At 59.3% G+C, this 12,462-nt stretch carries 12 protein-coding genes and 1 tRNA gene; 7 read left to right on the forward strand and 6 right to left on the reverse strand.

Annotation, left to right across the window (positions count from 1 at the left end; translation table 11 throughout):
• Nucleotides 1–31 precede the first annotated feature (31 nt).
• The 4 genes from D1823_RS00435 to D1823_RS00450 are packed head-to-tail and all read left to right on the forward strand — an operon-like array spanning nt 32 to nt 3,867.
• Nucleotides 32–898, forward strand: a complete 867-nt coding sequence (locus tag D1823_RS00435) for a xanthine dehydrogenase family protein subunit M (protein ID WP_117868036.1) — start codon at nt 32–34, stop codon at nt 896–898.
• Entirely contained in the window at nt 895–1,374 is a 480-nt protein-coding gene (locus D1823_RS00440) for a (2Fe-2S)-binding protein (RefSeq protein WP_117868038.1), read from the forward strand. The genes D1823_RS00435 and D1823_RS00440 overlap by 4 nt, the downstream gene beginning before the upstream one ends.
• Nucleotides 1,374–3,629 carry a xanthine dehydrogenase family protein molybdopterin-binding subunit gene (locus D1823_RS00445; RefSeq protein ID WP_117868040.1) on the forward strand — a complete coding sequence of 752 codons (2,256 nt, stop codon included), beginning with the start codon at nt 1,374–1,376 and terminating at the stop codon, nt 3,627–3,629. The genes D1823_RS00440 and D1823_RS00445 overlap by 1 nt, the downstream gene beginning before the upstream one ends.
• A complete protein-coding gene (locus D1823_RS00450; RefSeq protein WP_117868042.1) occupies nt 3,622–3,867 on the forward strand; it encodes a MoaD/ThiS family protein in 246 nt (81 codons plus the stop codon). The genes D1823_RS00445 and D1823_RS00450 overlap by 8 nt, the downstream gene beginning before the upstream one ends.
• Here the strand turns inward: D1823_RS00450 and D1823_RS00455 are convergent.
• Nucleotides 3,864–4,568 carry a lysophospholipid acyltransferase family protein gene (locus tag D1823_RS00455; RefSeq protein WP_117868045.1) on the reverse strand — a complete coding sequence of 235 codons (705 nt, stop codon included), beginning with the start codon at nt 4,566–4,568 and terminating at the stop codon, nt 3,864–3,866. The genes D1823_RS00450 and D1823_RS00455 overlap by 4 nt on opposite strands.
• Nucleotides 4,569–4,709: 141 nt before the next feature.
• Between D1823_RS00455 and D1823_RS00460 the strand changes: the two genes are divergently transcribed.
• A tRNA-Trp gene (locus tag D1823_RS00460) sits at nt 4,710–4,785 on the forward strand.
• Nucleotides 4,786–5,259: 474 nt separating this feature from the next.
• Here the strand turns inward: D1823_RS00460 and D1823_RS00470 are convergent.
• Nucleotides 5,260–6,186: an alpha/beta fold hydrolase gene (locus tag D1823_RS00470; protein WP_117868050.1), complete on the reverse strand. Its 927-nt coding sequence runs from the start codon at nt 6,184–6,186 to the stop codon at nt 5,260–5,262.
• Between the two features lie 220 nt (nt 6,187–6,406).
• On the opposite strand from D1823_RS00470, the gene lptF reads away from it, so the two are divergent.
• A complete protein-coding gene (gene lptF, locus D1823_RS00475) occupies nt 6,407–7,546 on the forward strand; it encodes an LPS export ABC transporter permease LptF (protein WP_117868052.1) in 1,140 nt (379 codons plus the stop codon).
• Nucleotides 7,547–7,549: 3 nt separating this feature from the next.
• On the opposite strand, the gene D1823_RS00480 is transcribed toward lptF, so the two are convergent.
• Nucleotides 7,550–8,383, reverse strand: a complete 834-nt coding sequence (locus D1823_RS00480) for a LysR family transcriptional regulator (RefSeq protein ID WP_117868055.1) — start codon at nt 8,381–8,383, stop codon at nt 7,550–7,552.
• A 101-nt stretch (nt 8,384–8,484) separates the two neighbouring features.
• Here D1823_RS00480 and D1823_RS00485 point away from each other — a divergent pair, with 101 nt between their 5' ends.
• The gene (locus D1823_RS00485) at nt 8,485–9,087 is read left to right on the forward strand and encodes an HD domain-containing protein (protein ID WP_117868057.1); all 603 of its coding nucleotides are present in this window, start codon (nt 8,485–8,487) and stop codon (nt 9,085–9,087) included.
• Nucleotides 9,088–9,125: 38 nt separating this feature from the next.
• Here D1823_RS00485 and speB read toward each other — a convergent pair whose 3' ends face one another.
• The 3 genes from speB to D1823_RS00500 all read right to left on the reverse strand — a co-directional run bounded on the left by speB (nt 9,126) and on the right by D1823_RS00500 (nt 12,450).
• Entirely contained in the window at nt 9,126–9,968 is an 843-nt protein-coding gene (gene speB / locus D1823_RS00490; RefSeq protein ID WP_117868059.1) for an agmatinase, read from the reverse strand.
• Entirely contained in the window at nt 9,965–11,134 is a 1,170-nt protein-coding gene (gene nspC, locus D1823_RS00495; RefSeq protein ID WP_117868061.1) for a carboxynorspermidine decarboxylase, read from the reverse strand. The genes speB and nspC overlap by 4 nt, the downstream gene beginning before the upstream one ends.
• Nucleotides 11,135–11,238: 104 nt before the next feature.
• Entirely contained in the window at nt 11,239–12,450 is a 1,212-nt protein-coding gene (locus tag D1823_RS00500; RefSeq protein ID WP_117868063.1) for a saccharopine dehydrogenase family protein, read from the reverse strand.
• Nucleotides 12,451–12,462: the final 12 nt, after the last annotated feature.

Genomic DNA, 12,462 nt, shown 5'->3' on the forward strand with positions numbered 1-12,462 from the left:
TATTCCTGACCAACAGGTACGAGGTAGCTTCATGGATTATCACAGCCCCGCCAGCTTTGCCGAAGCTTCGGCTCTGGCCGCGAACGCGACGGGCATCACACGTTTTCTGGCGGGCGGTACGGATGTACTGGTGCAGCTGCGCTCGGAACTGGTGACGCCCGATACGCTGATCGACATCAAGAAAATCAACGGTGTACACGATATTACCCGCAATGCCGACGGTGGCTGGACGCTGGGTGTTGCCACAACCGGCGCCGAGATGAGCGAGCACCCCGACCTTGGCCGCGACTGGCCCGGTGTCGTCGAGGCGATGGACCTGATCGGTTCAACTCAGGTTCAGGGCCGCGCGACGCTGGCGGGCAACCTGTGCAACGGCTCCCCTGCGGCTGATTCCGTGCCCGCCATGGTGGCGGCAGGCGTGACCGTCACCGTAACCGGCCCCGATGGCACGCGTGACGTTGCAGTTGAGGACATCCCGACCGGGCCCGGCAAGACCTCGCTGGCGAAAGGCGAACTGATCTCGGCCATCAACATTCCTACCCGTGGTGAAAATGGGGGCGATGCCTATCTGCGTTTCATCCCCCGTACCGAAATGGACATTGCGGTCGTGGGCGTTGGTGTGAACCTCCGTCTGGACGGTGACGTCATCACCGAGGCGCGCGTGTCGCTGGGTGCCGTGGCACCGACCGTTCTGTTGGTTGAAGACTGTGCCAACGCGATTATCGGCAGAACTTTGGACGATGCCGCCCTTGACGCACTGACCGGGGCCGCGTCGGCCGCCTGCAATCCGATTGATGACAAACGCGGTACGATCGCATTCCGCACCGAAGTCGCCGGCGTTCTGGCCAGGCGCGCCGCGAAAATCGCCTATGCCCGCGCGAAGGGAGAAAACGCATGAGCAAGCTCCACGTATCCACCACCGTGAACGGAGACGCGGTTGAATACCTCTGTGACCCGCGCGAAACCCTGCTGGACTGTCTGCGCGACAAGCTGAACCTGACCGGCGCCAAAGAGGGTTGCGGCACCGGTGATTGCGGCGCGTGCTCGGTCACCGTCGATGGCCGTCTGGTGTGCTCGTGCCTGATGCTGGGTGTCGAGGCCGAAGGCAAGCAGATCGAGACCGTCGAAGGGATTGCGGATGGTGACGTCCTGCACCCGTTGCAGAAGAAGATGATCGAATATGCCGCGCTTCAATGCGGCATCTGTACCCCGGGCATTCTGGTGGCGGCGAAGTCTCTGTTGGAGAAGAACCCCAATCCGACCGAGGAAGAAACGCGCTATTGGCTGGCGGGCAACCTGTGCCGCTGCACCGGCTATGACAAGATCATTCGCGCCGTGATGGACACGGCGGCTGAGATGCGGGAGGCGTCGTAATGGCTCTGGACGATCGCAAAACTGATTTCACTTTCGTTGGCACCCGCCCCAATCGCCCTGACGGTCTGGACAAGGTGACAGGCCGGGCCAAGTTCGGCGCGGATATCTCGGCCCCCGGCTTGTTGCACGGCGCCATCCTGCGCTCACCCCATGCCCATGCCCGGATCGTCAGAATTGATACCTCGAAAGCTGAGGCATCGAAGGATGTCAAAGCCGTCGTGACCCGCGCCGATTTCGCCAATGTCCCGTTCAAGCCCGGACTCGAAGGCGAATTTTGGAACGTGCTGGAAAACGTCATGGCGGGTGAAAAGGCGCTTTATGACGGGCACGCGGTTGCTGCGGTCGCGGCCACATCTGCCTTGGCGGCACGTGATGCGCTGAAACTGATCGAGGTCGAATACGAGGTGCTTCCGCACGTCACCGATGTGGACAAAGCGATGGCCCCGGATGCGCCGGTGATCCGGCAAGGCGCAGCGGACTATTCGGTGCCAGAAGGGATGCACCCGAATGTCGTGCGCTATCACGAAAGCGGTCACGGTGACGTCGAGGCGGGCTTTGCCGAGGCCGATCTGGTTGTCGAAGACAGCTTTGTCACCGAGGCGACCCATCAGGGCTATATCGAACCGCATGCCTGCCTGGGCATGCTGGGCAATGACGGCAAGGGCGAGTTGTGGTGCACAACCCAAGGTCACTGGATAGCGCAAAAAACCTGTGCGGCGCTGCTGGGAATCGAAACCTCTCAGTTGCGCGTCACGGCGTCTGAAATCGGCGGCGGTTTTGGCGGTAAGACCACGGTCTTCATCGAACCCGTCGCGCTGGCGCTCAGCCGCAAGGCCAACCGTCCGGTCAAGATCGTGATGACCAGGTCCGAGGTTTTCCGTGCCACCGGGCCGACCTCTTCGGCGTCAATGGACGTGAAGATCGGCATGAAGAAAGACGGCACGATCTCGGCGGCGCAGGGTGTCTTCCGCCTGCAAGGTGGCGCCTTCCCCGGCGCCCCGGGCGACATGACGGCCATGTGTGCCTTTGCGCCCTACAACCTGATCAACGTCAAACAGATCGGTTACGATGTGATGTCGAACCGTCCGAAACAGGCCGCCTACCGCGCGCCGGGCGCACCCATGGGTGCCTTCGCCGTTGAGTCCGTCATTGATGAGCTCTGCAACAAGCTGGGCCTCGATCCTATCGATGTGCGCCTGAAAAATGCCGCGCATGAAGGCACGAAGGCCAGCTATGGCCCGACCTACGAGCGCATCGGTCTGGTCGAAACCCTTGAGGCTGCCAAAGCGCATCCCCATTACTCGGCCCCACTGAAGCCGGGGCAGGGGCGCGGGGTTTCCTGCGGCTTCTGGTTCAATCACGGCGGCGAGACCAGCGTTTCACTGGCATTGTCCGAGGATGGCTCAGCACAGTTGATGGTCGGAACACCCGACATCGGCGGGTCGCGCGCGTCCATGGCCCTGATGGCGGCCGAGGTTCTGGGCGTTCCGTATGAAAACATCCGCGTGACCATCGCCGACACGGCGACACTGGGCTACAACGACGTGAGCCATGGTTCGCGTGTGACTTACGCGTCGGGCCTCGCCACGATCAAGGCCGCAAGACACGCGGTCGAGAAACTGTGCGAACGTGCGGCGGCCAAGTGGGGCATCCCGGTCGATGCGGTGAAATGGGAAGACGGCTGCGCGGTGCCCTCGGGGCCTAATGCTGGCGATTTCGACCCGCTGCCGCTGGCCGATATCACAGCGGATATGGGATCCACCGGAGGCCCGATTTCGGGCCATTTCGAAGCTACCCCCGAAGGCGCGGGCGTATCCTTTGGCACTCATATCGTCGATGCCGAGGTCGATCCGGAAACCGGCAAGACATCGATCACCCGCTACACGGTCATTCAGGATGCCGGCAAGGCGATCCACCCGACCTATGTGGAAGGCCAGTTCCAAGGCGGCGCCGCGCAGGGCATCGGCTGGGCGCTGAACGAGGAATACATCTATGGCGAGGATGGTCGGTTGCAGAACTCGATATTCCTCGATTACCGGATTCCTGTTGCCAGCGACCTGCCGATGATCGACACGGTGATCGTCGAAGTGCCCAACCCCGGCCACCCGTTTGGGGTGCGCGGCGTGGGCGAGACGGGCATCGTACCGCCCCTGGCCGCCATCGCCAATGCAGTGTCCAACGCGGCAGGTGTTCGGATGACGCAATTGCCGATGTCTCCGCCGCGCATCCTTGCGGCGCTCAAGGGCAATGGTTGAGGTCCACCTCTGGTCCGGCCTCCGGTCACTGACCGGGGGCCAGCAAGTGGTTAAGGTCGAGGCCAAGACCACCGGAGAGCTTTTACGGGCTTTGGTCCGGGCCCACCCGCAGTTGCAGGCCCCCATTGATGCGGGTGTCTCCATCGCGATCGACGGGCGCGTCATTGCCACCGGGCTTACCGAGCCGATTCCCGAAGGCAGCGAAGTCTATCTGATGCAACGTCTCAGGGGCGGTTAGGCGTCAGGCGACCAGGGCTCGCGTCCGACCATCCGGTCAGCCTCTGCCGTAATGTCGTTCATGTGCTGCTCAAGGCTCAGGCGCAGGGTCTCGATTTCCTCTTCGCTTGCCTTGCGGGGCACTGTTTCAGTCCATTCCCGACACAGAAACACGCCCTCATTGCGCCAGGGGCGGGGCATCAGAAGGTGATCCCAGGTTCCCGCTTCGCGACCATGTTTTGTTGAATAGGTGATACCGAATACACGGATGCCCGAGGTGCGCGCCCATACCAACGGAACCGTCGACAGAACCCGTTCTGGCCCACGCGGGCCGTCTGCCGCGATCCCAATTGAGATACCCTGCTTCATCTTGCCCAGAACCTGGCGTGACAAGGCGACGTGGCGTGTCTTGCTGGCCATGGCAATCGTATCCATGCCAAACAGCTTTTGTACCCTGCCCACCATACTGCCCGCCCGGGCAGAGGAGGTGATCGAACAGATACGCGCCTTGTCCAGCGGAAAGAAATAGGGCGATTGCGCCAGCCGCTGGTGCCAGAGCACAACGATGACCGGCTCACCTTGTTCGGCCAACTGGTCCAGTTCTTCATACCCGATGCGCTGCCAGCGTGTGTTGCGGTTGACCAATCGAATGTAAGTGGCAATCCGTCGGGCCACCCAGTTCAGCACGGCTTCGCTGTCTGCGATCTTCTTGCGGAGGTTCACGCGGGGTTCCTTTTGCTGACCGGACCTTGTCTTAGCGCACTGCACATTTTGCGCAACTTGTTTGTCGGTTCAGATAGTGGTGTGGAATCCGAAAAAGCCTCTTGAGTCCGCCGCGCGGCTGTCATATCTGGGGCGCACTACAGGGGTATAGCTCAGTTGGTAGAGCGACGGTCTCCAAAACCGTAGGTCGCGGGTTCGAACCCTGCTGCCCCTGCCATCCAAATCAAAAACCTAATCGGCAATCGTGTTTGGCGCGTTTCGCGCTTGCGCAATATTTGAGTGCAGTTGGGGCGAACCGGCAATCAGGACGCGCGTCGTCAGTCTAACGCGCAGTGCAGTTCAGCCAACCCCCGTATGCCAGCAACAAAAAAAAGCCCGTAGTGTGAACAGCGTCACTGACCAGCGTTGGGAAATCTGGTTAATTGAGGGTGTTAAAGAGTTGGCGTTCAGGTTCGGTTCAGAACGCATGTTTTCAGTTTCTTCCCTATGACTAGGGCGCGCTTGTGGTTGAGCGCGCCCTTTCTGTTTCTGGCAGGGCGCAAAAACAGTTCAAGAAAAAAGGCGGTTCCAAACGAATGAACACGGCCGATTGTTGTCAGAATGCGTAAATCAAATGCACTAGGTCTGTATTCGAACAAAACCCGTCCAATCACACCTTGAATTAGGGTCAGAGCGTCGGGCGACCCCTCCGTCAAACCAATAGCGCCAGATCCCCTATATTTGTCTTGTGCCGGGTCGGCATTGTTTTTGCCGGTTGGCCTTCGATCGTCAGTGCAAGGTCTTTGTAAAACCCGTCACTGTCGAACCACCAGCGATGCGACTTCATCATCTTGCGCTGATTTTTCGGCACGTCCCGCTTGTATTGATCATCACAATAGATGTCCCAATGACCTTTCGAGGTCAGCTTTGGCATCCCAACGCGGCCCGCCCGCTGCCGCCCGCCATGAACAATCCCTCCGGCCAGGGCCAGAACCTTGTCTTTTCGGCTGTAGTAATTGGTGAACCGCTTGCAGCGTTTTTTCAGAACCAGATCGCCCCATGCGCCCTTTTCCAGCCACTCTGAATCGATATCACCCGACGCGAACATGACCTGATCCGCCGACCATATCTTGTTGCCTGGCCCTGCCGAATCCCCGAAGTCCGAGAAAGCGCGAAGTATGACCAGCGCACCCATGGAATGCGCAATCAGGTGAATCTTGGGGCGCGGGGACATTCCCAACAACGGCAATAGCCCATCCCCCACCAGATGCGGGGCCACCGCCTTGGCATCGGACCGGTCCGAGTCATAGGTGTGAACCGATCCGTCACTGGGCCAGTCAAAGGCAACGACGGCTCCCTGATACCCGTTGGCCCTGAGGTTGCCTTCGATTTTCCCCAGCCGGTCCAGCATGTCTTTCTGGCTGGTGTTGAACCCGTGAACATAGATCAGGACGGCCGAATCTCCACCTTCCTGACGCACGAGATCCAACCATTTCGCCTGCTTGACGATGCTGCCCTTGCGAATTTTTCCACCCGGGCTTTGCTGGGTGATGTGAACATATCTGGTCCTTGCCGCCGGCTTTAATGTGAATTTCTTTTTCTGGGCGTTGTAGGTGCGGCGGGAAAAAAACAGTGCCATTCAGGAAACTCCATTCTGATCAATCCTGGAACAGTGCCACGAACTGCCGTTTTCGCAAAGCGTTGGCTCTTGACCTCTTCCTGGGGCAAATCAGCGGCGTTGGGTGAATACGGGTTTGCGCGAAGAGGGCGCGCAGGGTCATCCTGTCGTCCAATGCCTGTTTCCTCTGCCGGATTAATGCCCTAGTGTCGGCTGCAAACGAACACACGCACGAGGCCCCATGTCGCGTTTTGATGGATACTTCCTGCGGCAATTGCTGATTCTGTTTGGCTTTTTCACCCTGGTGCTGGTCGGTGTGTTCTGGATCACCCGGTCTGTCAGCCTGTTTGACAGGGTCATCAGCGGCGGTCAGTCGGCGATGGTTTTTCTGGAATTCACCGCGCTGACTTTACCGACCCTGATCCGCACGGTCATGCCCATGGCGGTGTTTGCCGCCGCCGTCTATGCCACAAACCGTCTGAGCCGCGAAAGTGAGCTGACGGTTATGCTGGCCACCGGATCCAGCCCCTGGCGGCTTGCCCGGGCGGTACTGCTGTTCGGTGTGATTGCCGGGGTGATGATGGCGATCATCAGCGTGTTCTTGCGCCCTGCCTCGGTGGAACAGCTGGAAATCCGGCAGGCTGAAGTGGCCGGAGATGTGACGGCCCAGCTTCTGAACGAAGGCGAGTTCCTGCATCCCGCCGAAGGCGTCACGGTTTACATTGGCAGTATCGATCTGGACGGTACACTCCATGAAGTGTTCGTGTCTGACCGTCGCGATCCTGAAAACGCAATCAGTTATTCAAGCGTAACGGCCTATCTGGTCAACAACGACATCGGCATCCATCTTGTGATGGTTGACGGAGTTGCGTTGCGTATGAACCGAGAGGGCAAGGTGTTGTCATCCACCCTGTTTCAGGACGCCTCCTACGATATCTCGGAACTGACGAATACAAGCCCGATGACCCGTCGCAGTCTTGAAGCTATTCCAACCACCGATCTGATCCGCAACCGAGAAGAGATTTCAGCGGCGGAAGGGTTCGGCTCTGGAAAGCTGATCGAGGAACTGCATCAGCGGTTCTCGTGGATCGCGATCTGCATTGCCGTGGCCCTGGCCGGGTATTCCACCCTGATGCTGGGCAGTTTTTCCCGGTTTGGATTGTGGCCGCAGATATTGGGCGCCTTCACCATCCTTGTGCTGCTTGAAGGTGTTCGCGGGTTTATTTCCCCGATGGTGATCGATGACCCGGAGCTTTGGTTTATGCTTTACCTTCCCGCAATCATAGGGGTGCTTATCTCGGGCCTCTTCCTGCTTGTTGCCGGTAGGCCGCTTATGCGAAAACGGCGGCGAGAGCCCCAGGTCATGCCGACACCGGCCTGAGTTCTAGCTGCGAAGATCTACCAAACAGCTGCAAATGTCGTCAAATTCCTCGCGATCACCGCGGACGACCAGATACATGGGCAGGGGCAAGCTGACACTGTCCTCGACCCGCTCCAGAGCACCCGAGGCAAGATGCTCGGAAATGACGTAATCGGGGAAATAGCCGTTTCCGCCCCGCTGCAGGACATATCGCAGCGCCATCATGCAATTGCCAAGAAATACGGTCTGACCTGACGCCCGTCGCGCAGCCGATCTTATATGATCCTGATAGACCTCGCCCAGTTCGAGGTTGACGAAGATCAGGTCATCGTCCGTGCCGTCAGCCTTTGGCGTCCGGACCAGGGACAAGAGCTCTGGTTCCAGCTCGTACCACGTGACGCGCCGGTCGGATGGCTTTTCATGTGTGATCGCCGCGTCCAGCACATGGGTTGCCACCGCTTCAACCATGTTCAGGTCGTGGTCGTAGTTCAGCGTCAACAGCAATTTGCCAAAGCGCTGTTCAAACCGAACCGCCAGGTCCACCAGCAACGGATCCCAAATGCTGAGCTGGCCGCCCAACCGCAGCGCCGGGCGGTTCTGTGTCTGTACCGGCAGGTCGCGCGATGCAAAGCCCCAAAGGGACAACATCTGTTCTGCATAGGGTTTGAACTGCCGGCCGAACTCGGTCAGCGCCGTTCCTCCGGCACCGCGCGTGAACAGCGCCCTGCCGGTTTCCTCCTCGATCAGGCGAATGCGCGCGCTGACGGCAGTCTGCGTCACATTCAACTTGCGGGCGGCGGCATGAAAGCCACCGGCTTCGGCCACGCAGAGAAAGGTTTCCAGAGCCTTGGTTTGCATACTGAAAGTATTTTTTTATCATAGCGATAAAATCAATTCATTTTTTTGAAGGCTGGTTTCGAACTACCCTTCCGCTCAGGACACATGCCAAAGGATAAGCCATGCTGGACAAAAGCCACAAACCCACCTGGACCAGTTTCGAAACAGCCACCAAGGCCGACTGGGACGCCGTGATGGAGTATGAAGAGGCGTATAATGCGGCCCTGCCAGACCGCATCCTTGATGCCATCCGCTCGTTGGACGAAGAATGGACGCCCTATCCGGTCAACCGCTACCAGCACAGCTTGCAAGCCGCGACACGTGCTTATGAGGACGGTGCGGATGAGGAACTGGTGGTGGCGGCGCTGATCCACGATACCGGTGATATCCTGTCGCCCTACAATCACGGAGAGCTGTCAGCGGCGATGATGAAGCCTTACGTCAGCGAAAAGACGTATTGGATTCTCAAGCATCATTGTGTGTTTCAGGGGTACTACTACAACCACCACCTGGGTGGCGACCGCAACGCGCGCGACAAGTATCGCGACAGCCCTTATTGGGAAGAGTGTCGCTATTTCTGCCATGAATACGATCAGAAGGCGTTCGACCCGGACTATCCGACCAAGCCGCTGGATTTCTTTGAGCCCATGCTGCGCCGCGTCCTGAACAGGAGCGAAGGCCATATGGAGTTGAACGAAACCGTCGATGACGGCAAAACCGACTAAGTACCGGATCAGGCGGGCCAGTCCGGCAAATCTGCCTGTCAGCAGCTTGCCATCAGTCGATAGACGATCTGTGCTGCGGTGAAATCCCAGGCGGCATTGCCGTTGGGTGCCAGTTCAACCACATCGAAGCCGACGCATTTGCGGCCCTTCAATGCATGTTCCACCAGACGAAGCGCCTGATAATAGCTCAGCCCCCCGGGAACAGGTGTGCCTGTGGCGGGCATCTGCGCCGGGTCCAGCCCATCAACGTCAAAGCTGACATAGACCAGTTCGGGGAAGTTCGCAGGCAGATCAACCGAGTGGATGTGACCCGTCACCAGTTCCTCGGCATCGACATGGAAGACGTGGTTTTTCAGACGGCTTTTTGCTTCCTCAGTGGAAAAGGCGCGCACGCCGAACTGGGCCAGTGGGATACCTTCCTCGGCCAGCAGATGCATGACCGAAGCATGAGAGTGTTTTTCGCCTTGATATGCGTTGCGCAGGTCGGCATGCGCGTCGATCTGCACGATACCGGCGGGCTGTTCCAGCGCGCGTGCCACACCCATGACCGCACCATAGCTGAGCGAGTGCTCACCACCCAGCGTCACCGGCACCTTGCCGGCGCGGACGGCGGCCTCGGTGCGCCGGGCAAGACGCTCCATGACATCCGGCAGCGGGCCGTCGCAATCCAGCGGGGCTTCGGTAAAGATGCCTTCGACACAAGGCTCGGCGTGGCCGGTGATGCGTTCGAGTTCATTGCTGGCCTCGATGATCGCGGCGGGGCCGTCTGCCGTGCCCGAGCCGTAGGAGACCGTGCGTTCCAACGGCACCGGGATCACGTGGAACCGGGCGTCTTCGCTGCGTTCGGAGTCGGTCAGTTCACTGTCGAGGAAAATGCTCATGAAAGTCTGTCCTTAAAGTCGTCGTAGCCGAACTGCTTGATGATCCTTAGCTCGTCCGTTTCGCTGTTCCACAAGGCGATCGTGGGCAGCGGCACGCCGTTGAACGTGTTGGTCTTGACCATCGAGTAATGCGCCTGATCCAGAAAGGCAAAGCGCTGGCCAATCTCCAGCGGCTTGTCCCATGTATAATCGCCAATCACGTCTCCTGCCAGGCAAGACGGGCCGCCCAGGCGGTATGTATGGCCTGCTTCGGCCTCGTCCATCAGGGCCGGTCGATACGGGGCTTCGATCACGTCGGGCATGTGGCATGTGGCCGAGATGTCAGTGATCGCAAGAGTCATGCCGTTGGTGGGCAGGTCAAGGATTTCTCCGACTAGAATGCCCGCATCGAGCGCCACGGCCTCGCCGGGTTCCAGATAGACCTCGACGCCATACTTGGCGCGGATGTGTTTGATGAACTCCACCAGCCCGTCGCGGTCATAGTCGTCGCGCGTAATGTGGTGACCGCCGCCGAAGTTCAGCCATTTCAGGCCGTTCAGGAATGGCGCCAGCGTCCGTTCGACGGCCGCCCAGGTGCGCGCCAGCGGTTCGAACCCCTGTTCGCAGAGCGTGTGCATGTGCAGCCCGTCCACACCTTCCAGAGCAGCGGCGTCCAGTTGGCTGACCGGGGTGCCGAGGCGCGAACAGGGGGCGCAGGGATCATATTTCGCGACCTCGCCTTCGGAGTGTTCGGGGTTGATGCGCAGCCCGACCTGCCGCCCCGCGGCCTGTGCCTTGGCAAGAAAGCGGTCTTTCTGCGCGGGGCTGTTGAATATGATGTGATCCGAGAGCGCGAGGATTTCGTCAATGTCGGCGTCCTTGTAACCCGCGCAGAAGGTCGCGACTTCGCCACCATATTTCTCGCGGCCCAGCCGGGCCTCGTAGATACCGCTGGCACATGTGCCGCCAAGGTGCTGCCGGATCAGCGGTGCCAGAGAGAACATTGAAAACGCTTTGAGTGCGCTCAGCACATGCGCGCCGGAGCGGCTTCCGACATCGGACAGGATATGAAGGTTCTTCTCCACGGCCTTCTCATCGACCACGAAGCAAGGCGTGGGCACGAGATTGAGGTCGAAACTGCGGAAGGCTCCGGCGTCACCGGCCTGTGTTGTCATCATATCGGACAAAAACGGCGTCTCCTGAATTGGAGAGGCCGGGGGCGCTGCCCCCGAACCCCCGGGATATTTTGGGCCAGATGAAGCAGGGCGGCCGCGCTGACTGCCCCGAGGGTTCAGAATTCGACAGGGCCGTCGAGTTCGTGAACCTGCCAAGGCAGGCCGTGGGTGTTCAGCATGTCCATGAAATCATCGGGGTCCAGCTGTTCCATGTTCCACACGCCGGGCTCTCGCCAGTTGCCTTTCAGCACCTGTGCCGCTCCGATCATGGCGGGGACGCCGGTGGTGTAGCTGACGGCCTGGCTGCCGACTTCGCGGTAGCATTCCTCGTGATCGCAGATGTTGTAGATATAATAGGTTTTCTCGCCCGAGCCGTCCTTGGCCTGACCTGTGGCGATGTCCCCGATACAGGCCTTGCCTTTGGTTTCCGCGCCCAAATCGCCCGGATCGGGCAGCAGAGTTTTCAGGAACTGGATCGGGATGATTTCCTTGCCGTCATGCATTACCGGGTCGATACGGGTCATGCCGACGTTTTCCAGCACTTTGGCGTGGGTGATATAGGCGTCGCCGAAGGTCATCCAGAACCGGGCACGCTCGATCTCGGGGAAATGGGTCGAGAGCGACTCCAGTTCCTCGTGATACATCAGGTACATGTTCTTGGGGCCGATTGCGGGAAAGTCGAATTCGACCTTGTGGGTCATGGCGGGCGAGTGTTTCCATTCTCCGTTTTCCCAGTGACGCACCTCGGCCAGGACTTCGCGCAGGTTGATTTCCGGGTTGAAGTTGGTGGCGAATTCCTGATCGTTGGTGCCGCCATTTGCATCCAGCACGTCGATCTGGCGGATCGTGTCCAACTTGTGTTTCTTCAGCCATTTGGCGAAAACGGAAGTCACTCCCGGATCGAAGCCCGAGCCGAGGATGGCGGTCAGGCCAGCCTCTTTGAATCGTTCCTGATAGGCCCACTGCCAGTGGTATTCGAACTTGGCCTCATCTTCGGGCTCATAATTCGCTGTGTCGAGATAGTGAATACCCGCCTCAAGGCAAGCGTCCATCAGTACTAGATCCTGATAGGGCAAGGCGAGATTCACGAGGATTTCGGCACCGGTTTCCTTGATCAGCTTGACCGTATCCTCGACCTTATAGGCGTCCAGTTCGGCCGTCGCGATGTCTACACCTACACGGTCCTTCACCGCTTTGGCGATGGCGTCGCATTTCGATTTCGTGCGACTGGCCAGAGTGATTTCGGTGAAGATGTCCGAATTCATCGCCATCTTGTGCACGGCGGCGTGGGATACGCCGCCCGCGCCGACAACCAGTGTTTTGCCCATGGGGTAGTCTCC

The organism is Ruegeria sp. AD91A (assembly GCF_003443535.1).
Lineage (GTDB): Bacteria > Pseudomonadota > Alphaproteobacteria > Rhodobacterales > Rhodobacteraceae > Ruegeria.

Excerpts from the sequence above, each read along its gene's own strand:
- D1823_RS00435 (WP_117868036.1), top strand. The coding sequence starts at position 32 with ATGGATTATCACAGCCCCGCCAGCTTTGCCGAAGCTTCGGCTCTGGCC.
- D1823_RS00440 (WP_117868038.1), top strand. The coding sequence starts at position 895 with ATGAGCAAGCTCCACGTATCCACCACCGTGAACGGAGACGCGGTTGAA.
- D1823_RS00445 (WP_117868040.1), top strand. The coding sequence starts at position 1,374 with ATGGCTCTGGACGATCGCAAAACTGATTTCACTTTCGTTGGCACCCGC.
- D1823_RS00450 (WP_117868042.1), top strand. The coding sequence starts at position 3,622 with ATGGTTGAGGTCCACCTCTGGTCCGGCCTCCGGTCACTGACCGGGGGC.
- D1823_RS00470 (WP_117868050.1), bottom strand. The coding sequence starts at position 6,186 with ATGGCACTGTTTTTTTCCCGCCGCACCTACAACGCCCAGAAAAAGAAA.
- lptF (WP_117868052.1), top strand. The coding sequence starts at position 6,407 with ATGTCGCGTTTTGATGGATACTTCCTGCGGCAATTGCTGATTCTGTTT.
- D1823_RS00480 (WP_117868055.1), bottom strand. The coding sequence starts at position 8,383 with ATGCAAACCAAGGCTCTGGAAACCTTTCTCTGCGTGGCCGAAGCCGGT.
- D1823_RS00485 (WP_117868057.1), top strand. The coding sequence starts at position 8,485 with ATGCTGGACAAAAGCCACAAACCCACCTGGACCAGTTTCGAAACAGCC.
- speB (WP_117868059.1), bottom strand. The coding sequence starts at position 9,968 with ATGAGCATTTTCCTCGACAGTGAACTGACCGACTCCGAACGCAGCGAA.
- D1823_RS00500 (WP_117868063.1), bottom strand. The coding sequence starts at position 12,450 with ATGGGCAAAACACTGGTTGTCGGCGCGGGCGGCGTATCCCACGCCGCC.